This window comes from Alteromonas macleodii ATCC 27126 (genome assembly GCF_000172635.2).
Lineage (GTDB): Bacteria > Pseudomonadota > Gammaproteobacteria > Enterobacterales > Alteromonadaceae > Alteromonas > Alteromonas macleodii.
This window is the reverse complement of sequence record NC_018632.1, coordinates 656,859-681,419: the sequence shown is the minus strand read 5'-3', so window position 1 is coordinate 681,419 and position 24,561 is coordinate 656,859. Positions and strand designations below refer to the sequence as shown.

The window sequence follows — 24,561 nt, the reverse complement described above, 5'->3', positions numbered from 1 at the left end:
GACCAACTAAAAAAATACAGTGTCGATGCGAATTATTAGCAACGGTAGAACCACCAGAGCTTTTTTTAAAGTATAGTCAACTGGTAGCAAACCACTATTGATATTAAGCAAATATTTTTCATACTTTTGTATTAAATCAAAAGCATAGCTATAGTGAGCTATCTATTCACCGCCCCGCATACTGTAAATCAATGCGGTTAAACCACACGGTAAGAGTCATTATGAAAAAAACAATTACAACTTATTCTCCTATTGCAGCTGCAGTAGCGGGTTTATTTATGCTGACCGCGTGCAGCAAAAGCGCCGATACAACACCAACTCAGACAGCAAAGCCTGAAACTGCTTCCGAGCAAACCTTACTTGTTGATGAGTCTCGCTTGTCTATTTATCACGGCGTAGATCTTACCAGCGATTTGTCACACCTGAGTGACAATCAACACAAAATGCTTTCACTGTTAATTGATGCATCGAAAATCATGGACGACTTATTCTGGAAACAAGCGTTCTTTGAAGATAAAGATGCATTTCTTTCATCAATTAGCGACGAAAAGGTCCGTCACTTTGCAGCGATCAACTATGGCCCTTGGGATCGCTTAAATGGCGATACGCCTTTTTTAAGTGGCTATGAAGACAAAGCGCTGGGCGCTGAGTTCTACCCCCATGATATGGAAAAAGAGGAATTTGCCACGGCAGATTTTGGCGACAAACAAGGCCTTTATTCCATGGTGAAGCGCGATGAAGCGGGCAACCTTTATTCGGTGCCTTATTCTGAAGCCTTTAAAAGCGAATTAATGAAGGCGTCTGACTTACTTAAAAAAGCGTCAGAGCTTGCTGAAGATGAAAGCTTTAAACAATATTTGCAGCTGCGTTCTGAAGCCCTACTATCAAACGACTACCTGGCTTCTGACATGGCGTGGATGGATATGAAAACCAACCCTGTTGAGCTGGTTATCGGTCCTATTGAAAGCTACGAAGATCAACTCTTTGGCTATCGCGCAGCGTTTGAAGCCTATGTACTCATTAAAGATTTAGCATGGAGTGAAAAGCTAGCTAAATACGCGGCCTTCTTACCTGAATTACAGCAAGGCCTTCCGGTTGCTGAGGCATATAAAGCGGAAATGCCAGGTTCTGATGCAGACCTTAACGCTTATGATGTTATTTATTATGCCGGCCACTCTAATGCAGGCAGTAAGACCATTGCAATTAACTTGCCCAATGACGAGCGAGTACAGCTAGAAAAAGGTACCCGCCGTCTGCAGCTTAAAAACGCAATGCGTGCAAAGTTCGATACTATTTTGGTGCCTATTGCGGATACGTTAATTGTACCAGAGCAACGTGAACACATTACGTTTGACGCCTTTTTCGCGAATACCATGTTTCATGAAGTGGCACACGGTTTAGGGATTAAAAATACCCTAGATGGATCAGGGACTGTGCGCGGAGCACTTAAAGAGCATGCGTCGGCTCTTGAAGAAGGCAAAGCGGATATTCTAGGTTTGTACATGGTACAAAGTCTTCTTGAAAAAGGTGAAATCACTGAAGGTACACTAGAAGATTATTACGTTACCTTTATGGCTGGCATTTTCCGTTCTGTGCGCTTCGGCGCAAGCTCTGCACACGGAAAAGCGAACATGATCCGCTTTAACTTCTTTGCCCAGCAAGGCGCCTTCGAGAAAACAGAAGACGGCATGTATCGCGTAAATATGGAGAAGATGGGCGCCGCAGTAGAAGCACTATCTGAACTAATCCTTACGTTACAAGGTGACGGCGATTACGATGGCGTAGCGAAGCTAGTAGAAACTATGGGTGTAATTAAACCCGATCTTGCTTCAGATTTAGCGCGCCTAGAGGCAGCGAGCATTCCAGTTGATATTCACTTCAACCAAGGTAAGAAAGTACTGGGGCTTGCTAACTAAGTAAGCACTGTACTCATTAAATAAAAATGCCGCCCTGAGATAACATCTAGGGCGGCATTTTTGTATTCTTATCTTTCCACGCTACTCTACGTGTTGCTTCATATTTTCAGTGTAAGGAGGCCAGCCTAGCGGTTTTCCTGCCAACACGTGAAGGTGAATGTGATATACCGTTTGACCGCCGTATTCATTACAGTTCATTACCGTACGAAAGCCTTGGTCAGCAAACCCTTGCTCCTTTGCAATTTTTGCTGCAACAAATGACAAGTGCCCCACCACTTCGCGATCTTCTTCGGCTATATCATTTACCGTTGCAATTTGCTTTTTCGGAATAACCAGAAAGTGAGTCGGTGCCTGAGGGTTTATATCTTTAAACGCCAGCGCCAATTCATCTTCGTACAATATGTCCGCTGGAATTTCCTTGCTGATGATTTTGTCAAATATTGTTTCTGCCATATCTCACTTCCCTTACCAATTAGGTGATTACCAATTATGTTAGCGGTGTTAAAACATTTGCCTGCGAACATAATTAAAAATTAAGTGCTATTGTGCGGCGCTGGGGCACATTCTCATGCGAATAACCCCCTCATACGAAGACCCCTCATACGAAGAATAGCGCCCTTTTTTCTTTATTTAAGCGAAAACAAACCACAGTAGTATTACGCCCAACGCCAAGCGATAGATAACAAAAGGCAGCATGCCGATACGCGATATCCAGCTTAGGAACAAATAGATACAAAGGTAGGCGCTTACGAATGAAAACGCCGCGCCATAAAGCAGCGCATACCAGTCTACCGCTTCGTTGGCATTAAGCAGGTCGAGAGTGGCTAAAAGCCCCGCGCCTAAAATAACTGGAATAGACAGCAAAAAGGAAAAGCGAGCACACGCTTCGCGCTTAAGGCCTAACATTAAACCCGCGGTCATCGTAATACCTGAGCGAGATGTGCCAGGAATGAGTGCCAATACTTGGGCTAACCCGATATAGATGGCTTGCTTAAGTGTCAGTCCTTCTAGCTCTTGTTCGCGTTTTGCAGTGGCATCGGCGTACCATAGCAGCAAACCAAAAATAATAGTGGTACCCGCTATTACCAGCGCCGTACGTGCGTTTTCTTCTATCCAGCCTTTCATTAAAAAGCCAATAATAACCGCTGGAATAGTTGCCACAATAACGTACCAAGCAAGCTTACTGTCGGTAGATTGTTGCTTGCTAAACCCCTGTGTTACCCAAGCTACGGTCATCTGAGCGATTTCTTGACGAAAATAGATCATAACCGCAAGCAGGCTTCCCACATGAACGGCGACATCAAACGCTAAGCCCTGACTTACCCAACCAAAAAGTTCAGCGGGCAACAACAAGTGTCCAGAGCTGCTGATAGGAAGAAATTCAGTAACGCCCTGAATAATTGCTAAAATAATAATTTCAAAAAGTGTCATTCCTTTGCTTAACTCCAAGTAAAGTCAATCGGCCATAATTGCTGTTTCTGTTTATCAAAGTTTTGCCACATTTTGGCATAGGTTTCTTGCGTTTCAGGGTGAATGTCGTTGGGAACAAGTTCAGCTAACGGCCAAAGCACAAACGCGTTGTAGCAAATCTCTTCGCGAGGTAAAACCACAGGGGTTGTGGTCACCTTACTATCATAGGTAAGCAAGTCGAGATCAAGGGTTCTGGCACAGAATTTTTTGTCTGTATGCACCCTGCCATTGTCTTTTTCAATGGCTTTAAGAATTGCGCACACCTCTTCTATACTTTTTGATGTCGTCGCCCGAGCAGCTGCGTTATAAAAAGGGCTTCCATTGAAGCCCACCGCTTCGCTCTCGTAGACCGAAGACACTGCGACATCTGAGAAGTGCTGTTTCAGGGCAACTAAAGATTGCTTGGTGTAATGCTCACGTTCAATATTAGAACCAATGCTGATTAAGATGGTGTGTTGTGACATTAATTGCGCTCTTTACGCATTTCAACAGCAACCGTTTGCGCATTGGGAAGGATATTAGGCTTAACAATTTTAAGCGTTATTGACGCAACGGTGAAATTATCAAGAACGGCGTCCATCACTTTATTACCTAGAGCTTCAAGTAGCTCAAATGTGCTTTCTTTGCCTACTTCTACAATACACTCTGCCACTTTTGCATAGTCTACAGTGTCTGCAACATCGTCGCTTTGCATCGCAGCGCTTAAATCAACATCAAGTGTTACATCAAGAAGTAGCTGGGTGGTTCTTACTCGCTCCCAATCATAAACACCAATCAGGGTGTCTACTTCAAGCCCTGTTATATAAATTTTTCCCATGGAATTTTTCATCTTGTACTGTTATCAAACCAGTTTATCGCCGTTTTTATTAGCCCTACTACTGGTCTTACTACTGCGCTTTCACCCACATATTGCTGGTAAACGGTGGTATATCGCGTTTGGATGGAGTAGCTTTACGCTTGTGTGGCACAACTATACCGCTGTATGACAACTGGGAGCAACCAAGGTTTCACAATTTAATGCGACTAAAGCCCATTGAACTTGCACACACCAAATTTAACGTAATAAAAGGCAATATTTTTAATAATTAGAATGACAAAATGATTTCGCTAACTCTTTTGATGATCGCTGTTGCCTATCTTTTCGGTTCACTTTCAAGTGCTGTGGTTATAAGCCAGCTGTTTGGTTTACCAGACCCACGAACCGCCGGCTCTAAAAACCCAGGTGCTACCAATGTGTATCGACTGGGCGGTCGTGTTCCAGCACTCCTCGTGCTTGTCATGGATATACTAAAAGGCACTATTCCCGTTTACGGCAGTTACTTTCTGGGCATAGAGCCAATCATGTTAGGCGTCATTGCTATTTTCGCGTGCTTGGGGCATATCTTTCCGCTCTATTTTGGTTTCAAAGGTGGAAAAGCCGTCGCCACTGCGTTTGGCGCTATGCTCCCTATAGGCCTCGATTTGGCAGGTTTGCTTATTTTGAGTTGGGTAGTAGTGGTGTTTCTTACGGGCTATTCTTCATTAGGCGCGCTTATCGCAGTATCTCTTGCGCCGTTATTTACATTTTTGATTAAGCCTTTATATACCGTGCCCGTGGCAATGCTTTCGCTGCTTATCATTCTACGCCACAAAGACAACATTGCCCGTCTTTTAGCGGGCAATGAAAGTAAAGTATGGGATAAGGGAAAAGTTAAAGAGTAAGCGCCTTTTCCAGCACATCTAACTTACCATCTATCGGCGTAACCGGCGCAATGCCAAGTATTTTGGCCAACGCAGGATAAACCTCCAGGTTGCTAAACAGAGGTAGGGTGGTATTCGTTTTAAACGCAGGTCCCACTGCTACAAACGTCGCCCCCATATCAGGCAGCGTGTTCATGTAGCCATGCCCACCTTTACTAATATGCATGCTGTTGGCGTTTTTAAAGCGTGCTGGCGGGGCTATCTCAATAATAATATCGCCGGTTCTATTTCCCACTTCCATATGTCGCTCAGCGCGCTGGGTATCGTTAAGCACAATGTAACGGTTTTCGGCTATATGGGTAAGACGCTCTATTTCTTCGGTGATTTGTTTATCGTTCACGCCCACTTTGGCGTAAAGATGAACTTGCGCTCCCTCATTTTCAATAATGAAGCTATCAGGTATAGATAAAGACTCAACTTCTATAAGCTGACTTTCATCAATGGGTGTCATGCCGTGATCCGACACCACTACCAAGTTTACCGGCAAATCTAATGCGTTAATGCGTTCATAAAGTTGACCAATAAGCGCATCCACTTCCTGCACCGCATCATTGGTTTTGTCGGCAAAAGGTCCTTCATCATGTCCAACCGAATCGGTAAGCGAGAAATAACCCGCAATAAAGCGAGGGCGCGACACCTCAGGCAGTTTCAACCAAGTTATAATTTGATCTACCCGCTGCTGGTAATCAGCGTATTTAGAGTAGTGATAGAAGTAGCTAGGCAAGGTACCTGATATGCGTGAATCAGACTCTGGCCAGAAGAAGGTAGCTGCCTTCATGCCATGATATTCCACTAAGTTCCATAGCGGCGTTGCCGTAATCCACGTGCTGTCCATGCCGCCGTAACCCAGCTTGTACTGCGCGTAGCCTTCTTTCGTTGGGCGAGACTTATCAAAAAATCGATTGTTCACGATGCCGTGGTGTTTCGGTAATAACCCAGTGATAAGTGAAATATGGTTGGGAAAGGTATTTGAAGGATAAACAGGGGTCATAGACGACGCTCTTACCCCTTTCTTTGCAATAGCACCAAGGTGTTGCGCGTTGTGTAATTCGATATAGTCGTGGCGAAATCCATCAAGAGAAATGAGCACGACATACTGATCTTGCTGCTCTTGCTTCAGGCCTTTTACAAAGTCATTCAAGGGTGCTTTGCTTGATGCAAATGCATTGGACGCAGTGAGCGCTGCAAAGGTAAGCGAAATAAATAACGACAATGCTAAATAGAATAGCGGTGCATTTTGTTTTGTTCCGTCTGTTGCTAAGCGCATGGTGTTTAACGTCCTTACTCAATGTTCATTTTAGTAAAACAAAAGGCAATGGAATGCGCTTCCATTGCCTTTTATTTATGCTTTTTTGTTTTACCTGCTTGCTATGCTCAATATTTCCCCAGTGAACTTAGGGAAGACATAGTAGCGTTTACAACGAGGTGTGGCGCCTAATTACCGGTTTTTTATGAATACCTAAATCGCCGATAAAGTATCAAGGGGCCAGCGCGGCTTGGCTTGTGAAGACAAGGCCAAGGTTTCTCCAGCTTTCAAACGCTGCATGCCCGCATAGGCAATCATGGCACCATTGTCTGTACAATACGCTAAGCTAGGATAAAACACCTCACCTTTTAGCTCTTGCATCAGGGCTTTCATCTCACTGCGCAACATTGTATTTGCACTTACGCCGCCAGCAATAACCAAACGCTTCATGCCAGTCTGCTTTAATGCTCGCTTACATTTTATAATAAGCGTATCAACTACTGCTTCTTGAAACGCGTAGGCAATATTGGCTTTAATTTGCTCAGCATCACCACCAGTTAAATCAGCATCGCGAATGGTGTTCGCCGCAAAGGTCTTTAAACCACTGAAACTGAAATCTAGTCCTGGTCTGTCGGTCATCGGGCGAGGAAACTTATAGTGTCCCGCTTCTCCCTTTTCAGCCAATCTTGCTAAAAGAGGGCCGCCTGGGTAATCAAGGCCAAGTAACTTGGCGGTTTTATCAAAGGCTTCACCAGCGGCATCATCAATAGACTCACCAAGTACTTCATATTGACCAATGCCTTCGACTTTAACTAGCATTGAGTGGCCACCTGAAACCAATAAAGCAACGAAAGGAAATTTAGGTGCGTCGTCTTCAAGCATAGGCGCTAATAAATGCCCTTCCATATGATGAACGCCCACTGCTGGCACATTCCACGCGTAGGCCAATGAACGCCCGACAGACGAACCCACTAACAATGCGCCCACTAAACCGGGACCTTGGGTAAAAGCAACGCCGTCGATCTCTGATGGTTGGGTGTTAGCGTCTTCCATAGCCTTTTCAATTAAAGGAATGATCTTTCTCACGTGGTCCCGTGACGCAAGTTCAGGCACAACACCACCGTAGTCTGCGTGCAGCTTTACTTGGCTATATAGTTCGTGCGACAGCAACCCTTTTTCATCGTCGTAAACGGCGATGCCAGTTTCGTCACAAGATGTTTCTATTCCTAAAATACGCATGGGGAGTAACCCTTTTACTACTAACTTCAATGCTTCGTTTTTGGATTTGCTGTCGTCTTTTTATCACAACACGTGTTCACACAATTGTTGAGAACCATAATGACTAAGCAAATATCAAAAACTGAGAAAATAATTCTGGCGATCTGATGCGATCATCTTTATGATCCCGTCGCGATCATAACACTACCCTAGTCAGGATCATATGATTCCACACTTTTGATCACTCATTTTTCAAAAGGGAATTGAGCAAGAAAACATTCTGAAAAGGGCGCTTATACAAGCCGAGTTAAACAACACGGTGCTTAACGAGCGCAGAGTTTACCTTTAATCCTGCATTCATGGAATGCCAGTGAACAGGTAAATGAACGGTAAATGCACAATATTGGCTATTTTTTGGCAATTCATCCTTTACTTTCTCTGTAGATATGATTAGAATTTCGCACCATTTTTAACCCGGGTGGCCTTTTTAGCGCACAATTTTACCCGGATTTACACAGTAAAAGTTTTGAGGTGAGTGTTTAATGCCTATCGTTAAAGTTAGAGAAAACGAGCCGTTTGATGTGGCGCTGCGTCGTTTTAAGCGTTCTTGTGAAAAAGCAGGTGTTCTTTCTGAAGTTCGTCGTCGTGAATTCTTCGAAAAGCCAACTTGGGAACGCAAGCGCAAGAAAGCTGCCGCTAAGAAGCGTCATCTTAAGAAGCTAGCTCGTGAAAACGCACGTCGCGTAAAACTCTACTAATATAGGGTTAAGTAACGAGTCTGAAAGGTGTTGCAATTGCAGCACCTTTCGCGTTTCTGGGCCTTTATTTTTTTGGCCTTATTCTTAACGACTCCATTTTTTCCTTTTCAAATGGTTGCATTTGATTTTCAACCTGGGGCTTAATAATACCAGTCCGCATAGATGATTATCCACTCAGCGAGATTTAAAATGTTCGTAATCGCGGCGTGTTATCGCAAGTATAGTGGTTCTACATCAAGGTGACGCAACAAAGAATACGGACATTTTCTGAGTGGGCAATGATCTATGCGGATTGGTATAAACTCTACTAATAAAAAATCAGGAAACATCATGGCACTAATTGATGATTTAAAAGCAGCGCAAAAAGATGCGATGCGTGCAAAAGAAAAAGTACGTCTTGGTACTATTCGCATGGCAATGGCTGCCATTAAACAAAAAGAAATCGATGAACAAATTACGCTAGACGACAGCGCAATCTTAGCGGTACTAACCAAAATGGTTAAGCAGCGCCAAGACGCGGCTGCACAATATGACGCAGCAAACCGCGACGACCTAGCTAGCAAAGAGCGTGAAGAAATCACTTACATTGAAGATTTCTTACCTCAGCCTTTGACTGACGATGAGCTAAATGCACTTATCGACGAAACTATGGCTGCGACCGGAGCAACGGGTATGCAGGATATGGGTAAAGTCATGGGCGCCTTGAAACCTAAGGTTCAAGGCCGCACCGACATGGGTGCTTTGAGTGCAAAAATTAAGGCGCGTTTGAACGCTTAAACTCTGCCCTTTCGTAAAAGTGAAGCGTGTAGAAGGTGTGCATTGTCACACCTTCATTGTTCTCATTTTTACACTTCCCTGTTAAAGTAGATTACTGTTTTCATAATGTTGTAGCCTGTCGCTTGAAGCGCAGTTACGACTTGTGCTTTTCTCATTCTTTTTGAACTGAATCTTTTTTAACTAACCCTTTTTGAAAGTACCCTCATGGCTGGAAAGATACCTCGCGATTTTATAGACGACCTGCTGTCACGTACCGATGTGGTAGAAGTAGTAGATAGCCGAGTTAAACTTAAAAAAGCAGGTAAAAACTACCAAGCGTGCTGCCCTTTTCATAACGAAAAGTCGCCATCTTTCACTGTTAGTCAAGACAAACAGTTTTACCACTGTTTCGGCTGTGGCGCTCACGGTAACGCTATCTCGTTTATTATGGAATTCGACCGCTTAGAATTTGTCGAGGCGATTGAAGAGCTAGCGCGCTATCACGGGCTTGAAGTCCCCCGTGAAAAGGGCAGCCGCCCTGCCATGAGCGAAGAGAAAAAGCAGCAACAGCAAGACGATTACGCAGTAATGGAGCAAGTTGCACGCTTTTTCCAGCATCAGTTACGCCAAAATGGTAATAGCAAAAAAGCCATCGACTACTTGAAAAACCGTGGATTAAGCGGCGATATCGTTAAGCAATGGGAAATTGGCTACGCGCCAGACAGTTGGGACGCGTTGCTAAATACCTTTGGCAAAGATCAACAGCGCATCAAGCAACTGGTCGATTTAAAACTGGTCAATAAAAACGACCAAGGACGTACCTACGACTTCTTCCGCGACCGCATTATGTTTCCTATCAGGGACAAACGGGGTCGTGTGGTGGGTTTCGGCGGCCGAGTATTAGATGACGGCGGCCCTAAATACTTAAACTCGCCAGAAACCCGCATTTTCCACAAAGGCAGTGAGCTCTTTGGCTTTTATTCTGCCAGACAAAAAAATCGTAGCCTGGATACCGTCGTTATTGTAGAAGGCTATATGGACGTAGTGGCGCTCAGTCAATTCGACATTAATATTGCTACTGCTGCGTTGGGCACAGCTACCACACCTGAACATATTCAAATGCTGGTTCGCGCTACGTCTCACATTGTATGCTGTTATGACGGTGACCGCGCAGGGCGTGAAGCTGCATGGCGCGCGTTAGAAAACGCCCTGCCCGCGTTAAAAGACGGCGTGCGTATTTCGTTTTTATTCTTACCCGACGGCGAGGATCCTGACACTATGGTGCGTCAGGTGGGGAAAGATGCGTTTATGGAAATGCTAGATGACGCTATGCCGTTATCCCGCTTCTTCTTTGAAAACTTATTAAAGACGCACAATGTGGGCACGCCGGAAGGTAAAATTGCCCTTAAGAAAGCGGCAATGCCGCTTATTGAGAGCACATTAGGTGATGATCAAAAGCAAATGCTGCTGGAAGAATTAGCCAAGCACACTGGCGAGTTTGACCGATTTAAACTTCAGCAAGATATCACCAAAGCCAATCAAGGTTCGAAGCAAGCTTATTCTCCGAATCGCAATCAAGTAAACAAGCCTAAACTATCACCGCTTCGCATGCTGATACGCTTGCTGCTTGATAAACCTGAATTAGCCACACTATGTGAAGACGTTCAAATTGATATTTTTGCGGGCAGCAACGCTGCTGGCATGGATTTATTACGCGATGTGCATAGCTATTGCGTGAGTCACCCTCAAGCAAAAACCGCGCAGCTTGTTGAAAATTTCCGCGACCATCCCCATTCTTCTACTATCGCGAAATTATTGTTACAAGAACACTTGGTTAAAGACGAGGATGCTGAACGGGTTTACAACGACAGCTTCGCTCGCTTACTGGACGGGCATTTCGATAGCCGCATTGAAACCTTAATTTCACGCTCGCGGGTTCAGCCGCTGACACAGGCGGAAAAACAGGAATTGAACCTGCTTATGAGGGAAAGACAGAAGAGTTAACCTTGGGCAAACTGACCTAGAGGTTAGCCTGTTCTTCTGTAGGCTTTTGCACAAGGCTTTTTTAAACACTTATGTTGGTGAGATTAAGTTAACAAGATTAGTTTAGCTAAAATACGCGCTGTAAGTATGCGCTGTTTTATAGCTTAAAAACACTGGCTAAAAAATCGGCCATCAATCTGGTAAAACCACCGTTTATTCTGCTATACTGGCTAATTCGCTGTGGGCACAGATAAACGTGTCTCATTCACTATAAAGTGAACAAAAATACAGCAGCACGAGTAGCAAAGATATAGCCGAACATAACGGGCAGATCCGAACCCGAGCAGATGTGCATCGCAACATAATGGTTTAGACCAGCGTGGCATCGAGCATTAACGGCCTTGATACAAAAGCAGTACTACAGCAGAACGGGGAACATACCTAGACGTATGTTGTCTTTTCTATTGCAAACTAATTGAATGTGAGAAGTGTAGGTTATATGGCGCAAAGCAAGCAGTCTCAGATTAAACTCCTGATTGCAAAAGGTAAAGAGCAAGGTTACTTAACCTTTGCAGAAGTAAACGACCACCTGCCGCAAGATATTGTCGATTCTGATCAAATCGAAGACATAATCCGCATGATTAACGACATGGGAATTCAAGTTTCTGAATCAGCTCCTGATGCAGACGAACTTCTCATGCAAGAAGCGAATGCTGATGAAGATGCTGCAGAAGCGGCAGCTCAGGCACTAGCTACTGTAGAAAGTGAAATTGGCCGTACGACTGACCCAGTTCGCATGTACATGCGTGAAATGGGTACGGTTGAACTTCTAACTCGTGAAGGCGAAATTGAAATCGCTAAACGAATTGAAGATGGTATCAACCAGGTACAATGTTCAGTTGCTGAATACCCAGAAGCTATCACTTATCTATTAGACCAGTGGGATCTTTACGAAGCAGAAGAAATTCGCTTGAGCGACATCATCTCTGGCTTTGTTGATCCTAACGATGAGCAAGACCTTGCTCCAACGGCTACTCACGTTGGTTCTGAATTATCTGAAGAAGAGTTAGATGATGAAGACGACGATGAAGATGATGACGATAGCGACGAAGACGATAGCGGTGTTGACCCAGAGTTAGCCCGTGAGCGTTTCACTGAGCTTCGTGAGCAATACCTTAAAACTCGTGAAGTTATCGAGAAGAAAGGCCGAGCTCATGCTGACTCTCGCACGCAAATCAATGCATTAAGCGATGTTTTCAAAGAATTCCGCCTAGTTCCAAAACAGTTCGATCGCATGGTTAAGAACATGCGTGAGATGATGGACAAAGTGCGTATTCAAGAGCGCCTAGTAATGAAGTTTTGCGTGGTTAACGCAAAAATGCCGAAGAAAGACTTCATCAAAGCATTTGCGGGCAACGAAACGTCTAATGCATGGTTACATGAAGCAGTTAAATCAGGTGCACCATACGCCGCTGACCTTGCTGTAAATCAGGAAGAAATTGAGCGCTGTATTAGCAAGATGAACCAAGTTGAACAGGAAACTGGCTTGGTGATCGCAGATATCAAAGACATCAACCGTCGCATGTCAATCGGTGAAGCGAAAGCACGCCGCGCGAAGAAAGAAATGGTTGAAGCTAACTTACGTCTTGTAATCTCAATTGCTAAGAAGTACACCAACCGTGGTCTTCAATTCCTAGACCTTATTCAAGAAGGTAACATTGGTCTAATGAAGGCGGTGGATAAGTTCGAATACCGTCGTGGTTATAAGTTCTCAACTTATGCAACGTGGTGGATTCGTCAGGCGATTACTCGCTCTATTGCTGACCAGGCGCGTACTATCCGTATCCCTGTTCACATGATTGAGACGATCAACAAGCTTAACCGTATCTCTCGTCAAATGCTTCAGGAAATGGGTCGTGAGCCTACTCCTGAAGAGTTGTCAGAGCGCATGTTAATGCCTGAAGACAAAATTCGTAAGGTACTTAAAATTGCTAAAGAGCCAATCTCGATGGAAACCCCTATCGGTGATGATGAAGATTCACATCTTGGCGACTTTATCGAGGACAGCACAATTATTCAGCCCCTCGACTCAGCAACTGGCGGTAGCTTGAAAGATGCAACGCAGGAAGTACTAGCAGGCCTGACCGCCCGTGAAGCAAAAGTACTTCGTATGCGCTTCGGTATCGACATGAATACTGACCACACCCTTGAAGAAGTAGGCAAGCAGTTTGACGTAACCCGTGAGCGTATTCGTCAAATTGAAGCGAAAGCACTTCGCAAACTTCGCCACCCTAGCCGTTCTGAGCAGCTACGCAGCTTCTTAGACGAATAGAAAAAGCATTGCTTTGACTAAAAATCCCCAGCCTTGGCTGGGGATTTTTTTATGCCTTCGTTTTATCCTAATTCAGCTTTACTAGCGCTAGTAACAATGACTTTTGAAATGTAACTGGCGCCTACAAAAAAGCCTCCTTGCGGAGGCCTTAAATAGCATTTGATAAGGTGTTACACTCTGAATTGCTTCGCAATTGACTCAAGGTGCTGCGCCAGGTCAGCAAGCTCATTACACATGCTGCCTAATTCACCTGAACGGCTCGCCGTTTGCTCGGTACGCTCATGAATTTCATCAACGTGACGAACTATGTCAACCGCTACAGTGCGCTGGTCTTCGGTATTGTGCGCGATTTGCTCGTTCATTTGATTGATGCGCCCAATAGTACTGGTAATGGTTTCTAGACTGCTTCCCGCTTTATTAGCCGTTTCTACACTGCTAGTTGCTTGTTCAGTACCACGAGACATTACCTCTACCGCTGAGTGAGCAGCATTTTGAAGCTGTTCAATAGTACTTTGAATTTCTTCCGTAGACTGCTGTGTGCGCGATGCTAGCGTTCTTACTTCATCAGCTACCACTGCAAAGCCTCGACCTTGTTCACCCGCCCTAGCTGCCTCGATAGCGGCGTTAAGCGCCAATAAGTTAGTTTGCTCTGCAATGCCTTTAATCACATCCAGCACCGAGCCAACTTTATTAGAATCAGACTCTAAACGAGCTATAACGTCAGCGGTTTCGCGTACGTTCTCAGCAAGCTGCTGAATACTGGTAACGGTTTGCTGTACGATTTGACGACCTTCACTGGCCGCTGTTGTTGCTTCGTTAGCGTCACTGGCCGCCTGCGCTGCGCTATGTGCAACACCGTCAACAGAGCCACTCATCGTATCTACCGCACGCTTAGCATTGGTTGCAGACTTTTGCTGTACATCAATAGTGCGCTGGGTTTCTTCCGTTACACCGCGTAAGTTCTGCGCTAGGTTTGATAGTGGTAAACTCGCTTCTACCACATCACGCACTACGCCTTGCAATTTGTCCATAAATTGGTTGAACCAATACACCAATTCGCCAATTTCATCTTCGCTTTTGGTTTCTATACGAACCGTTAGGTCACCGTTTTCTTGAGCAATATCTTTAAGGGAACGAACCACGTCATCAATACTTTGCTTAATGCCGCGAACAATAGGTACCGCTGTTCCAAACAGCAATATAGTCACAACCACGGCTAAAATGACGCCTGTGCTAATTAACGAGGTATTGGCACTGTCTGTGTTTTTAAATGCTTCTTCAAATGCCGCCTGTTGAGCATCACGAAATTGAGACATCGCAGCGATGGCACCATCGTATGACTGATTCATTTGGGCTGAGAGTTCGCCTAAACGACTGAAGTCGGCAGTGCCGTTGACCATAGACTGTGATACGTCGTAGGCAACATTGAAATAATTATCAAAGCCTGAGGAGATGCGGGAAATTTCACTACGAAACTCAGGGCTAATAGAAGCAATTTGGTTTAAGCCGCTTTTTGCTTCTTCGGCGAGCTCTTGCGCCATAGTAAGGGTGTCTTGATCACCAGTGGTCACTGCGCTCGCAAGGGTATCGCGAACCTTTTGCATATCAACTAAGGTCGATGCTGATAGTTGAAGGGCAGGAAATTGAACTTTCTGAACTTTTTCTAGCGTTGCACCATTATTGAGTGCGGTATAGACAGTGATAAGCAAGTAAATAATAAAACTTAGCGCTGCGATCCCCGGTATGAGGAAAATCTTTGTCGCAATTGGCATTTTTTTTAGAAAGTTCATCAGCTATCCCACTGTTTTTTATAATTGCTTAACTACGTTTCAGTTTTACCTGAAAAAACATCATAACTAATTTATCTACCCAATAGCTAAAATCTTTAATGAAATTATGGCCTCGCACCAAAATGCAAGGCCATAACGAGTAGTTAGAACGTATAGTTTACGCCTACTTTGAGCAGTGTTGCATCATTTAGATCGTTTAGATCATCTGAATACCAAGTTACGTCAGTTTTAAGTGCAAAACCTGGCTCAACGTCGTAACGAAGACCAACAGTAACTGCAGATACATCTAGCTCCTGTTGAGCAGCAATACCTGCCGCAGTTTGGTAAATACCCGGCGAGCCATTTGCGCCGTTCCACGTAGCATCAACCACGGCATCACCTGTCGCAATCGTAGCAGGCAATGCAGCAATTAAACCTAGCTGAGTACCATTATCCGCTTCTTCAACTTCGTAAGTAATATGTGGTGTAAACTTGCCAAAGCGCATACCCGCGGTAACGTACCATGCTTTATTATCGGCAATAACAGAGCCATCAACTTCTGTTTGGGTAAATTCTGCACCCACAAACCAATCGTACTTATCGATATCAACAGCAACTTCAAAGAAGGTACCTGTATCTTCGTTAACACTCAGGCCTTCAGCGGCTAAAGACGCCGCAGGAATAAAGGCACCATATTGATTTAAACCACCAACAAATGTGTCAAAGTCAGCATTCGCAGCACTTGTTTTACCACGTGCTAGCAAAGTACGCGCACTGAACCAATCACGTGTTGCTTCAAATGAAACAGCGACCACGTTTTCCAACTCTAACGCAGCAGGCGTTCCTGAAATGGTGGTATCAGCCTCAACACGACCAACGGTAAACTGCGCACCATATTCCCAGTCACCTGAATAGTTCATGTAGTCAACACGAACACCGTCAATGTTGTTGAAGTCAATGCCGTATACAGCATCTGGTGGTGTTAGCCAGTGATACGAGTAACCGATATCTAATGACGCAGAGTACTTAAATAAAGGCATACGAAGACGGCCTGCACTGATGTTGAAGTTGTTGTTCAACATATAGGTCATGTACGCCCATTCAAAATCGGCGTCGTAATCTTCACTACCACGGCCAACCAGCTGGGCGGTCGCAGAGAGCTTATCGCTAACATCACCACGAACCTGAAGGCCAAATACACTTGCAGGGTCGAAGTTAAAGTCGCTGTCGTAATCGTACACTGACTCGTCATCGTCTAGTGTCATACCACCAATAAGGTTTGCAAAGCCGTTGATTTGAATATCAGCCAGTGCCGGAGTAGCTAACAGGCCAGCCATAGATAAGATAGCAAGTTTGGTTTTCATGCGTGTTCCTTAAATTCTTTGTATAAACGGTCAGTTAAAAGGTAGCGACTACTCGTACGCTGTCGTTAACAGCGCCAGCGTCGACGTAACCAATTGCGCCAGGGTTTCCTGCTACTGCGATACAACTTCTGCATCGCTACCCAGAGCTTTTGGTGGTTGACCTTTACCGGTAAATACTAGTTTTGACCAAAACGCAGTTAATTGTGCTGCGGTTTTGTTTAATACCTTGCCGTTAAATTCATCAGTGGCAGATTGGCCTTCAGCTAACGCAACTGGCTCGGCTTGCGTACCGCTTGGAAACGCCTTTGCTTTATTTAGAAATAAACGGCTAATACTATCTTTATCGAGGGTGTCAGCGTTACTTGGATGAACAATAACTGCTACATCGGCAAAAGCTACGTTACAGCACAATCCTGCTGCAAGTATCCATTTCTTCATGATATGTCCTCTAGAGTCTGTTGAATGCTTGCTCTTCGCTTTTAACTTTCTTGCTAACCCGTTTGCACGGAAAGTGGAGCTTTTAAACGGCTTGAGACAAACATGTGCGTGTGTGCTCATACTCATACAACGGGGTAAGTATTGGTCACAATTGCCATATTCGCCAATTTGAGCGTGAAAATTTTAGCGTTTAAAAATTAATGACTTATACAAGCGTTTGATTTTGGCGCGAAGTGTAGATGAAGTTGTAAGTTAAGCAACTATACAAATGTCTAATACATACCTTTATGCATTATGGCTACAAATAAGAATTAATGATGAGAACAATAAAAAGCAAATTATTTTATCTTATTCAGTAGGTTAAGGGAGTTCACCACAAAACGTTTAGTGATAAGCGATGATATTTACGTATATAAAAACATACGCAAAAGATAATCCTTACAGCCCCTTCCTGTATATTTTTGAATCAGCACTTGTTGAGCGTGTATTGAAGAAAATAAAGGATAAGCGGGGCTTGTACCCCGCTAATGGTTACGATTCGCCTTTTTTATAAGGGATCGTCTGCTCCAGCTTCTCTATCTCCATTGTTCGTTGAAGTGGAGAACCGGTGTTTCTTGCCAGCCAACTATAAGCGGTGGGAACAACATAAAGTGTCATGAAGGCAGAAACGAGAACACCAGAGAAAATGACCATGCCTATAACCATTCTGCTTTCTGCTCCTGGTCCAGACGCGAGTACAAGTGGTAAGGAGCTAAATACCGTAGTGAAGCCCGTCATTACGATAGGACGTAGGCGCTGCGCGGCTGCGCGTTTAAGCGCATATTCAAACTCCATACCGGCATCCCGTAGTTGGTTTGCAAACTCGACAATAAGAATACCGTTTTTTGCGGCAAGTCCAATTAGCATAACCAAACCGATTTGACTGTATATATTGATTGTCATATCGCTAAAGAATAGCCCGATATAGGCTCCAACAAGCGCCAACGGTACGGTCAGCATGATGACTAACGGGTGCACCCAGCTTTCAAATTGCGCAGCCAATATTAAGTAAGTGACAGCGAGTGCCAGCATAAATACATATACAAATGAATTACCCGCTTCCTGATACAGCTGTGACTCGCCTTTGTAATCTATTGATACATTGTCAGGCAGCTCTGTACTTACAATGTTTTCTAAATATTCAAGTGCCTGCCCTAGCGTATAACCGTCCGCCAAGTTGGCAGAAATAGTGACAGCACGCATTCTGTTGTAGCGATTTAACTGTGCTGACGTGGCTTGCTCTTCAAACGTGAGTAAATTGTCCATAGGAATGAGCTCGCCAGTACGGGATGAACGCACGTACAAATTTTCTATGCTGTTAGGGCTTCGAAAATCTTCCTCTATACCTTCCATGATGACATCGTATTCTTCGCCCCTATCAAGGAATGTTGACACCCTACGCTGACCCAGCATCACTTCCAGTGTGCCGCCAATATCACTAATTGATACCCCAAGATCAGCGGCCCTGTCGCGGTTAATATTCACCAATAGCTGTGGTGAGGTTTCTTTATAATCGGAGTCTAGTCGAATGAGCCTTGGGTTCTGCGCTGCCTTTTGTAGAACAATGTCTCGCCATTCAACCAGATTTTCGTAGGTATCGCCTTGTAAGACGAACTGAACAGGACGGCCGAGGCCTCCTCCAGAAATCCCGCTGCGCATGATGGCAAAAGCACGAACGTCAGGCACGCTGTTAAGTTTGGCGCTGATTTCATCCATGAGCGAAAATGTACTGAAATCTCGCTCATCCCAGTCTGCAGACCCCACAATTGCGATACCCGCATTACCGCCGAAACCAGGTGTTCTAACCAAAAGGCGATTGATTTTCCCACTCTCGCGGTAAGGCATTAAGATACTTTCAATCTTTTCGAGATTCTTTGCGTTACTTTCGAAACTAGCCCCTTCCTGCGCGTTCATCAAAATGAAGAAATTGCCTCTGTCTTCTTTGGGAACGAACTCGCTAGGCACTTTTTCAGAAAGCTGTACCAATGCAACGATAGCAATAGCAAGCATAAGCAGCATCAAAATAGGCTGATGCAACGTTTTACCTAGCGTATTGAAGTAGCCGTTCTCTAGTTTAGAGAACTGCTTGTCCATCCAACTTCCAAAGCCAGACGATCGGGTTCTTTTTTTAAGGATTTTCGACGCCATCATGGGCGACAACGTAAGTGCGGTAAAGCTTGAAAACGCTACCGCAGCAGCTATGGCCAATGCGAACTCCGTAAATAGCCTTCCAATGTTGCCCTCAAGGAAAACCAACGGTACAAACACAGAAATAAGCACCAGCGTTGTTGCAATAACCGCAAACCCAACTTCTTTAGCGCCGCGGTAGGCGGCCAAAATAGGTGGTTCGCCCATTTCTATGCGTCGGTAGATGTTCTCAAGCACAACTATGGCGTCATCCACCACCAAACCGATGGCTAGCACCATAGCAAGCAGGGTAAGAAGGTTGATCGAAAACCCCAGTGCATACATCACGATAAAAGCGGCAATAATAGAAACGGGTACGGTAACTGCCGGAATTAACGTGGCGCGAATATTACCTAGGAAAAGGTAAATAACGATCACCACCATTAGCATCGCTATACCTAAAGTCTCATATACTTCATCAATCGACGCCTCAATAAATACCGACGAATCATAGCTGGGTACAATAAAAATATTATCAGGAAGGGTGGCTTCAATTCTTTCAATTTGCGCTTTCGCTGCACGGGCAACGTCTAAGGTGTTGGCTTTGGACTGCTTAATAATACCGAGTCCAATCATATTGACTCCATCACCACGAAACTCGGTTTCGTCATCTTCTGCGGTTAATTCAACATGGGCTATTTCGCCAAGCCGCACAAGATAGCCGTTGTCGCCTATCGCAACCGTCAGCGCGGCAAAGTCGTCAGGCGTAAGAAAGGTTCGCGCAACCCGTACTTCAAAGTTACGATCAGTACTTTCCACTTCCCCCGCCGGCAATTCCACATTCTCGGCGCGAATGACTTGCTCTACATCGTTAACTGTAATGCCTCTTGCCGCCATTGCATTGCGGTCTAGGAATACCTTCATGGCATATCGTCTTCCGCCACCAATTTGGACTCGGGCGACACCATCGACAATTGAAAGCCTATCCACTAATACGCGCTCGGCGTAGTCAGTTAGCTCCATGGTATTTAGGTTTGTGCTTCGCAAGTTGTACCATACCACTGCACTTTCATCGGAATTTGCTTTAGACACCTCAGGAGGATCAGCTTGATCAGGCAAGTTATTGAGTGCGCGACTTACTCGCTCGCGCACGTCATTCGCGGCAGCATCAATATCACGAGAGAGCTTAAATTCAATGGTAATGTCTGAACGACCATTACGAGAGGTCGAGGTAACGTTTTTTATCCCCTCTATACCCGATATTCTATCTTCCAATAGCTGGGTGATCCGAGTCTCAACAATATTAGCCGATGCCCCTGTATAGGTCGTACTCACCGAGACAATCGGTGGGTCGATATCAGGGTATTCACGCAAACTCAACATGGTAAAAGCGACAATACCGAAAATGATCAGCAGTAAATTAATAACCGTTGCGAAAACAGGGCGCTTTACAGAAACGTCTGACAATAACATGACGATATGCTCCCTTAGCGGTTTAACACATTAACCGGAGATTGGTCGCGTACCCGAAGCGGGCCTTCGGTAATGACCTCATCGCCTTCGTTTAACCCACTAACAATTTGTACCAGCCCGGGACGACGCTCACCAATTACCACTTCAGTTTGATGTGCAACGTTATCTTTAACGACATACACATACTGCTTGTCTTGAACGGGAACCAGCGCCTTTTCCGGCAATACCAAAGTATTCAGCACGCGCTTTTCAACAATTACGGTAAGCAGCATACCTGGGCGTAGACGATTATCTTGGTTGTCTATCGTTGCACGTACCCGAATGGAGCGGCTAATCGGGTCGAGTCGCGTGTCAATGTTAGAGATTTTCCCTGTAAACTCTTCTCCGGGGTAAGCCACCGAGGATGCACTTAATGCCTGCCCTTTAGCCACGCTTGCAAGATGGTTTTCAGCGATACTGAAATCGACCTTAATTAGACTGATGTCATCTAAAGTAGTGATAGTGTCACCAGGTTGCACCAAAGAGCCGATACTGATTTCGCGATTACCTAGTAGTCCGCTAAATGGCGCGCGTATCTGCAAGTCGTTTAGCTGAGCTAGCGCAATATCTAGCTGAGCTTGTAAGGCTTTAACCCGTGCTTGCTGCTCGTCAAGAAGTTGTTCAGAGGTAGCGTTTGACTGACGCAAGTCAGAAATTCGCGTGAACTGGCGTTTGGCCTCATCAATATTCGCCTTAAGTTCCTCTACCCTGGCGCGTTCTTCCGTATTGTTTAGCTGAACCAGTAACTCGCCTTCGGTGGCTTTATCGCCGTCTTCAAAATTAATCGTTTTTACGGTATCGGTGACTTGTGCGGTAATATTCACCGACTCGTTGGCGGTAGCAGTACCTAATGACTCAATAGTAATGGGGAATGCTTGTGATGATACCAAGGCTGTTTTTACCGGCGTCGCCCGCACGCTACTATTACTCGCGCTCTCTTCTTCGGGCATATTCAAATACACTACAACACCTGCAAGTAGTACTACGCCAAGCAACAAAGGCGATAAAGATAATCGTGAAGACATAACCTTTCCTATAGGTAAAAAAGTATCCCATCACGTATTTTTCAAAACGTTTAGGATACTCAAGTACACAAAATCCGCTTACGATTCTTCGCAAGCACCGCTATACGTTAAGATTGTGTACCGCGTTATTATTGTTAGTTGTGTTATTTTTATTTTTGCGTAGAGTCTGTCATTTAATATTGATTATTTTTAATAACAATCACAAACAGCTTCTAGAGTATTTTACCCAAATCGATGGTCATCTTATTTCGCTTATCAGCTATATTCGCTGTTTTAACGCTTTTCGCATGTTCACAGTCTTCACCCAACGCGCCGGTTTGTCGCGTTTCCGATAGGCTTTTATCTCAACAAAACCAAGTCGGAGAAAACAGTCCAGCCCCTTTGATTGCTGCCGCGTGCCTAGTCAAAACAAATAACAAGGTACTGTTAGTAGAACACCGTCTTTCGGGTAAATTGGATTTTCCTGGTGGAGGGGTGCTTGAAAATGAATCGGTCGCCTGTACTGCACACAGAGAAACGTGGGAAGAAACTGGGTTCAATGTTGAAGTTACCCAATATTTATCCACCACATCTAATGGACTGGCTATATTTGGTTGTGATTTAGATGCTGGTATTGAGACCCTTCCAGACGCCTTCGATGCGCCTCCTTGGGCCAAATTAGAGATAAAAAAGCTCGTAAAAACCGACCCCTTTACCCTTGACCACGACGCAATGCGTTTCGCTGACGATCTTATTCCCTTGCGCGATGGCTACACCCAATTCGATATAACGCAGCACTGACAAAGCATTGTTCATTGTTGCGGGTATTGGTAAATTGTCACCATGAAAAGAATAGGAGAAGTGGCTTGTTTTCACTGCCAACCTTAAGCCTTAAAGGCAAAGTATCTGAACAAGAATGGCAAACTCGTGTCGATTTAGCAGCATGCTATCGGTTAGTGGCAGATATGCGATGGGGCGACCTTATTTACACTCATATCTCAGCTAAGGTACCGGGCACTGATCATTACTTGGTTAACGCCTTTGGCCTGACGTTTGACGAGGTTACCGCCTCTAACCTGGTTAAGGTCGATTTAGAGGGTAACATCCTTGACGATACACCTTACGGCATCAACCCTGCTGGCTTCACCATTCACAGTGCTATCCACGAAGTGCGCCACGATGCCCAATGCGTTATTCACCTGCATACACTAGCCACAATCTCAGTCGCATCTGTCAAAGGCGGGCTTAAGCCCTGGAGCCAGTATTCAATGTTTTCGCTACCTTCACTTTCTTATCACAGCTACGAAGGTTTAGCCGTTGATGATAGTGAAAAGAAACGTTTGCAGGACGATCTTGGCGACACTAATCACATGCTTTTGCCTAATCACGGCGGTCTAACCCTTGGCCCCACCGTTGGTGACGCCTTTATGCGCTTTTATGATTTGCAGCGTGCGTGCGAAATTCAGCTTGCCCTGATGCAGTCTAATGAAGAGGTTATCGAGATACCGCAAAGCATTATTGATGGCATATACGCACAGGCTAATGTGGTTCACAGCGGCGAAACAGGCGGCCAAAAAGCATGGCCTGCCATGCTTCGCAAAGCTTACAAACTAGACCCGGGCTTCTGCGAATAATTTAGCTTAGCCAGCTAAACGCCAACTTATTTCAAACAGGAATTGTTTATACATTATGAAAGTCAAAAAAGTAGAAATTTTTGATATCGAATGCCCTAAGCGCCCTCAGTGGAACCCGGTTTTCGTACGCGTTTACACCGACGAAGGTATTACCGGTGTGGGCGAAGCAGGACTGGCTTATGATTGGGGTCACAGCGCCGCTGCACACATGATTAAAGAAATTGCCGAAGCCATGCTGATTGGCTTTAATCCTTTTCACACTGAACTGCTATGGTCGAGAATGCTGCGCGAAGGCTTTTGGGGATTAGGCGGCGGCCCGGTTATTTATGCTGCGATGAGCGCTATTGATACTGCACTTTGGGACATTAAAGGCAAAGCGCTTGGCTTACCGGTTTACGAATTACTGGGTGGCAAAACTAATGGCAAGCTCCGTAGCTACGCTAGCCAGCTACAGTTTGATTGGGACAAAGAAGTAACCAAGCTTAACGACCCCGCTGACTATGCTCGCGCCACTGAAAAAGCACTTAAAGATGGTTACGATGCGGTTAAAGTTGACCCCATCGTTTACGATAAAGACGGCAACACCCATTTCGACAGAACCAAACTATTCACTAAGCCCGAGCTTAAACTTTTCAAAGCCCGTCTTCAGGCGATTAGAGACACAATGGGCGAAGATGGCGACATCATCTTTGAATGTCACAGCTTATTAGGTGCATCAACGGCTATCCAGCTGGGTGACATCGTTGAAGAAATTGGCTGTCTATATTACGAAGAGCCAGTGAATTACCTTAACTCGAAGCTTCACGACAAAGTAGCGAAGAACGTGAATGTGCCTATTGCGGGCGGTGAGCGCTTGTACCACCGCTGGGATGTACGCCCTTACCTTGAAGACCAATCTATTGATGTACTTCAGCCTGACGTTGGCCTTTGTGGTGGTTTCACCGAAGCGAAAAAGGTGTGTGATTATGCCGACATTTACGATGTACGTATTCAGGCTCACGTTTGCGGAGGCCCTGTAGCGACAGCGGCAAGCCTGCATCTAGAAACGGCCATTCCAAACTTCTTAATTCACGAGCACCATACCTACGCTATTAAAGACTGGAACCGTGAACTTTGCATTCAAGATCCTCAGCCAGTAAACGGCTTCATTGAAGCGCCTGACACACCGGGAATTGGTATCGATCTAAACGATGAGGTGGTTTATCGCTCGCCGCACATGACGGTAACTGCGCTTAAATAAAGCTGAAATCCAACG

General features: G+C 45.0%; 19 protein-coding genes and 1 pseudogene. 9 read left to right on the top strand and 11 right to left on the bottom strand.

Annotation, left to right across the window (positions count from 1 at the left end):
- The first annotated feature begins 221 nt into the window (after positions 1-221).
- A complete protein-coding gene (locus tag MASE_RS02970) occupies positions 222-1,916 on the top strand; it encodes a dipeptidyl-peptidase 3 family protein (protein ID WP_014948275.1) in 1,695 nt (564 codons plus the stop codon).
- Positions 1,917-1,997: 81 nt separating this feature from the next.
- On the opposite strand, the gene MASE_RS02965 is transcribed toward MASE_RS02970, so the two are convergent.
- The 4 genes from MASE_RS02965 to folB form a co-directional block, all read right to left on the bottom strand.
- The gene (locus MASE_RS02965; RefSeq protein ID WP_014948274.1) at positions 1,998-2,369 is read right to left on the bottom strand and encodes a histidine triad nucleotide-binding protein; all 372 of its coding nucleotides are present in this window, start codon (positions 2,367-2,369) and stop codon (positions 1,998-2,000) included.
- 177 nt (positions 2,370-2,546) lie between these two features.
- Positions 2,547-3,347: an undecaprenyl-diphosphate phosphatase gene (locus MASE_RS02960; protein WP_014948273.1), complete on the bottom strand. Its 801-nt coding sequence runs from the start codon at positions 3,345-3,347 to the stop codon at positions 2,547-2,549.
- Positions 3,348-3,355: 8 nt separating this feature from the next.
- On the bottom strand, positions 3,356-3,850 hold the full coding sequence (folK, locus tag MASE_RS02955) for a 2-amino-4-hydroxy-6-hydroxymethyldihydropteridine diphosphokinase (RefSeq protein WP_014948272.1): 495 nt from the start codon (positions 3,848-3,850) through the stop codon (positions 3,356-3,358).
- Entirely contained in the window at positions 3,850-4,203 is a 354-nt protein-coding gene (folB, locus tag MASE_RS02950) for a dihydroneopterin aldolase (RefSeq protein ID WP_014948271.1), read from the bottom strand. The genes folK and folB overlap by 1 nt, the downstream gene beginning before the upstream one ends.
- Before the next feature lie 281 nt (positions 4,204-4,484).
- On the opposite strand from folB, the gene plsY reads away from it, so the two are divergent.
- Complete coding sequence (gene plsY, locus MASE_RS02945; protein ID WP_014948270.1) at positions 4,485-5,087, top strand: glycerol-3-phosphate 1-O-acyltransferase PlsY; 603 nt, start codon at positions 4,485-4,487, stop codon at positions 5,085-5,087.
- Here plsY and MASE_RS02940 read toward each other — a convergent pair.
- Both MASE_RS02940 and tsaD read right to left on the bottom strand, forming a co-directional pair.
- Entirely contained in the window at positions 5,077-6,393 is a 1,317-nt protein-coding gene (locus MASE_RS02940; protein ID WP_014948269.1) for an alkaline phosphatase family protein, read from the bottom strand. The genes plsY and MASE_RS02940 overlap by 11 nt on opposite strands.
- 192 nt (positions 6,394-6,585) lie before the next feature.
- Positions 6,586-7,611: a tRNA (adenosine(37)-N6)-threonylcarbamoyltransferase complex transferase subunit TsaD gene (gene tsaD / locus MASE_RS02935; protein ID WP_014948268.1), complete on the bottom strand. Its 1,026-nt coding sequence runs from the start codon at positions 7,609-7,611 to the stop codon at positions 6,586-6,588.
- 521 nt (positions 7,612-8,132) lie between these two features.
- On the opposite strand from tsaD, the gene rpsU reads away from it, so the two are divergent.
- The 4 genes from rpsU (at position 8,133) to rpoD (ending at position 13,419) form a co-directional block, all read left to right on the top strand.
- Positions 8,133-8,348 carry a 30S ribosomal protein S21 gene (rpsU, locus tag MASE_RS02930; protein ID WP_012517258.1) on the top strand — a complete coding sequence of 72 codons (216 nt, stop codon included), beginning with the start codon at positions 8,133-8,135 and terminating at the stop codon, positions 8,346-8,348.
- Between the two features lie 330 nt (positions 8,349-8,678).
- The gene (locus MASE_RS02925) at positions 8,679-9,125 is read left to right on the top strand and encodes a GatB/YqeY domain-containing protein (RefSeq protein WP_014948267.1); all 447 of its coding nucleotides are present in this window, start codon (positions 8,679-8,681) and stop codon (positions 9,123-9,125) included.
- Between the two features lie 204 nt (positions 9,126-9,329).
- A complete protein-coding gene (dnaG, locus tag MASE_RS02920) occupies positions 9,330-11,108 on the top strand; it encodes a DNA primase (protein WP_014948266.1) in 1,779 nt (592 codons plus the stop codon).
- A 478-nt stretch (positions 11,109-11,586) separates the two neighbouring features.
- Positions 11,587-13,419 carry an RNA polymerase sigma factor RpoD gene (gene rpoD / locus MASE_RS02915; protein WP_014948265.1) on the top strand — a complete coding sequence of 611 codons (1,833 nt, stop codon included), beginning with the start codon at positions 11,587-11,589 and terminating at the stop codon, positions 13,417-13,419.
- Between the two features lie 170 nt (positions 13,420-13,589).
- Here the strand turns inward: rpoD and MASE_RS02910 are convergent, their stop codons facing one another.
- The 5 genes and pseudogenes from MASE_RS02910 to MASE_RS02890 all read right to left on the bottom strand — a co-directional run bounded on the left by MASE_RS02910 (position 13,590) and on the right by MASE_RS02890 (position 21,693).
- Positions 13,590-15,209, bottom strand: coding sequence for a methyl-accepting chemotaxis protein (locus tag MASE_RS02910; RefSeq protein ID WP_014948264.1), 1,620 nt, complete (start codon positions 15,207-15,209; stop codon positions 13,590-13,592).
- 143 nt (positions 15,210-15,352) lie between these two features.
- Positions 15,353-16,552 (bottom strand): hypothetical protein, encoded by a 1,200-nt coding sequence (locus MASE_RS02905; protein WP_014948263.1) that lies wholly within the window; start codon positions 16,550-16,552, stop codon positions 15,353-15,355.
- Positions 16,553-16,586: 34 nt separating this feature from the next.
- Positions 16,587-16,990, bottom strand: a pseudogene (locus MASE_RS02900) (type 2 periplasmic-binding domain-containing protein).
- A gap of 531 nt (positions 16,991-17,521) precedes the next feature.
- Complete coding sequence (locus MASE_RS02895; protein WP_014948261.1) at positions 17,522-20,629, bottom strand: efflux RND transporter permease subunit; 3,108 nt, start codon at positions 20,627-20,629, stop codon at positions 17,522-17,524.
- Between the two features lie 14 nt (positions 20,630-20,643).
- The gene (locus MASE_RS02890) at positions 20,644-21,693 is read right to left on the bottom strand and encodes an efflux RND transporter periplasmic adaptor subunit (protein ID WP_014948260.1); all 1,050 of its coding nucleotides are present in this window, start codon (positions 21,691-21,693) and stop codon (positions 20,644-20,646) included.
- A 234-nt stretch (positions 21,694-21,927) separates the two neighbouring features.
- Between MASE_RS02890 and MASE_RS02885 the strand changes: the two genes are divergently transcribed.
- From MASE_RS02885 to MASE_RS02875, 3 genes are all read left to right on the top strand, one after another.
- A complete protein-coding gene (locus MASE_RS02885) occupies positions 21,928-22,473 on the top strand; it encodes an NUDIX hydrolase (RefSeq protein ID WP_014948259.1) in 546 nt (181 codons plus the stop codon).
- Positions 22,474-22,538: 65 nt separating this feature from the next.
- Positions 22,539-23,306, top strand: a complete 768-nt coding sequence (locus MASE_RS02880) for a class II aldolase/adducin family protein (protein WP_014948258.1) — start codon at positions 22,539-22,541, stop codon at positions 23,304-23,306.
- Positions 23,307-23,361: 55 nt separating this feature from the next.
- The gene (locus MASE_RS02875) at positions 23,362-24,546 is read left to right on the top strand and encodes a mandelate racemase/muconate lactonizing enzyme family protein (protein ID WP_014948257.1); all 1,185 of its coding nucleotides are present in this window, start codon (positions 23,362-23,364) and stop codon (positions 24,544-24,546) included.
- The last annotated feature ends 15 nt before the right edge of the window (positions 24,547-24,561 follow it).

What these genes read in the sequence shown, in the direction of transcription:
- MASE_RS02940 (WP_014948269.1), bottom strand. Translation starts at nt 6,393, where the DNA reads ATGCGCTTAGCAACAGACGGAACAAAACAAAATGCACCGCTATTCTAT.
- MASE_RS02960 (WP_014948273.1), bottom strand. Translation starts at nt 3,347, where the DNA reads ATGACACTTTTTGAAATTATTATTTTAGCAATTATTCAGGGCGTTACT.
- folB (WP_014948271.1), bottom strand. Translation starts at nt 4,203, where the DNA reads ATGGGAAAAATTTATATAACAGGGCTTGAAGTAGACACCCTGATTGGT.
- MASE_RS02965 (WP_014948274.1), bottom strand. Translation starts at nt 2,369, where the DNA reads ATGGCAGAAACAATATTTGACAAAATCATCAGCAAGGAAATTCCAGCG.
- MASE_RS02910 (WP_014948264.1), bottom strand. Translation starts at nt 15,209, where the DNA reads ATGAACTTTCTAAAAAAAATGCCAATTGCGACAAAGATTTTCCTCATA.
- rpsU (WP_012517258.1), top strand. Translation starts at nt 8,133, where the DNA reads ATGCCTATCGTTAAAGTTAGAGAAAACGAGCCGTTTGATGTGGCGCTG.
- MASE_RS02905 (WP_014948263.1), bottom strand. Translation starts at nt 16,552, where the DNA reads ATGAAAACCAAACTTGCTATCTTATCTATGGCTGGCCTGTTAGCTACT.
- MASE_RS02890 (WP_014948260.1), bottom strand. Translation starts at nt 21,693, where the DNA reads ATGTCTTCACGATTATCTTTATCGCCTTTGTTGCTTGGCGTAGTACTA.
- MASE_RS02925 (WP_014948267.1), top strand. Translation starts at nt 8,679, where the DNA reads ATGGCACTAATTGATGATTTAAAAGCAGCGCAAAAAGATGCGATGCGT.
- rpoD (WP_014948265.1), top strand. Translation starts at nt 11,587, where the DNA reads ATGGCGCAAAGCAAGCAGTCTCAGATTAAACTCCTGATTGCAAAAGGT.
- MASE_RS02885 (WP_014948259.1), top strand. Translation starts at nt 21,928, where the DNA reads ATGGTCATCTTATTTCGCTTATCAGCTATATTCGCTGTTTTAACGCTT.
- folK (WP_014948272.1), bottom strand. Translation starts at nt 3,850, where the DNA reads ATGTCACAACACACCATCTTAATCAGCATTGGTTCTAATATTGAACGT.
- plsY (WP_014948270.1), top strand. Translation starts at nt 4,485, where the DNA reads ATGATTTCGCTAACTCTTTTGATGATCGCTGTTGCCTATCTTTTCGGT.
- MASE_RS02875 (WP_014948257.1), top strand. Translation starts at nt 23,362, where the DNA reads ATGAAAGTCAAAAAAGTAGAAATTTTTGATATCGAATGCCCTAAGCGC.
- MASE_RS02970 (WP_014948275.1), top strand. Translation starts at nt 222, where the DNA reads ATGAAAAAAACAATTACAACTTATTCTCCTATTGCAGCTGCAGTAGCG.
- tsaD (WP_014948268.1), bottom strand. Translation starts at nt 7,611, where the DNA reads ATGCGTATTTTAGGAATAGAAACATCTTGTGACGAAACTGGCATCGCC.
- MASE_RS02895 (WP_014948261.1), bottom strand. Translation starts at nt 20,629, where the DNA reads ATGTTATTGTCAGACGTTTCTGTAAAGCGCCCTGTTTTCGCAACGGTT.
- dnaG (WP_014948266.1), top strand. Translation starts at nt 9,330, where the DNA reads ATGGCTGGAAAGATACCTCGCGATTTTATAGACGACCTGCTGTCACGT.